This is a genomic window from Arthrobacter sp. Dra40 (genome assembly GCF_059091905.1).
The window spans coordinates 1-1,254 of sequence record NZ_JBNHHB010000502.1; the positions used below are offsets into that span (position 1 = coordinate 1).

Sequence of the window (1,254 nt, forward strand, 5' to 3'; positions counted from 1 at the left end):
GGGACTGCCCCCAATTCAGTTGACTCCTGACTTGTGAGGATTCATTCCTTGCAGGAAGGATGTTCCTGTGCCCAAGCCCTATCCCGCCGAGTTCCGCCGCGATGTCGTCGCCGTGGCGCGGAAGCATGAAGCTCCGCTGGCGCAGATCGCCAAGGACTTCGGAATTTCCGAGGCGACCCTGCATAACTGGCTAAAGAAGGCTGACATCGAGGACGGCGTCAGCCCTGGCGTGACGGAGAAGGAAGCAGCGGAGTTGCGTGACGCGAAGAAACGGATCCGGCTGCTGGAGCAGGAGAACGAGATCCTGCGCCGGGCCGCGGCGTTCTTCGCGAGGGAACTTCCCCCAAAATGAAATTCCCGCTGGTCCTCGACCTTGCCGCCGACGGAATCCCCGTCGCGGTGACCTGCCGGGTGCTGGGTTTCTCCAAGCAGGCCTTCTACAAATGGAAGGCCAACCCCGTCTCCGACCGGGACTGGGCTGATGCCCATCTGATCAACGCCGCCCTGAATATTCATGCCGATGATCCGGCATTCGGGTACCGGTTCATCGCCGACGAACTGCCCGCTTTGGGCATCAGCGCCGGCGAGAACCGGGTGCAGCGGCTGTGCAGCAGCCAGCGCATCTGGTCCGTCTTCGCCAAGAAGCGGGGACTGACCCGCAAGGCCGGCCCGCCGGTCCACGACGATCTGGTCGGCCGGAACTTCACCGCTTCCGCCGCGAATGAGCTGTGGCTGACGGACATCACCGAACACCGCACCGACGAGGGAAAGCTCTACCTCTGCGCGATCAAGGACGTCTACTCCAACCGGATCGTCGGATACTCCATCGACTCCCGGATGAAGGCCTCCCTGGCCGTCTCCGCGCTGCGCAATGCCGTCGCATTGAGGTCGCCGCAGGGAACTGTGGTGCACAGCGACCGCGGATCCCAGTTCCGCTCCACAGTGTTCGTGCGGACACTCAAGAGCAGCGAACTGATCGGATCGATGGGACGGGTCGGCGCCTGCGGCGACAATGCCGCCATGGAATCGTTCTTCGCCCTGCTGCAAAAGAACGTCCTGGACGGGCGGCGCTGGTCCACCAGGCAGGAACTGCGCCTGGCCATCGTTACCTGGATCGAGAAGACCTACCACCGCCGGCGCCGTCAGCGGACCCTTGGCCGCCTCACACCCCTCGAATTTGAGACAATCGAAACCGGCCTTCAAGCCGCTTAGAAACCATCAACCCCGAGAGTCAACGAAACCCGGGGCAGTCCC

The 1,254-nt window shown here is 63.1% G+C and carries 1 protein-coding gene; it reads left to right on the plus strand.

Translation table 11 applies throughout. The features are described from left to right. Positions 1-67 precede the first annotated feature (67 nt). A protein-coding gene (locus AC5RWT_RS37565) for an IS3 family transposase (protein WP_494084648.1) occupies positions 68-1,212 on the plus strand; the annotation gives its coding sequence in 2 pieces (ribosomal slippage) (positions 68-341 and positions 341-1,212; 1,146 coding nt in all). Positions 1,213-1,254 lie beyond the last annotated feature (42 nt).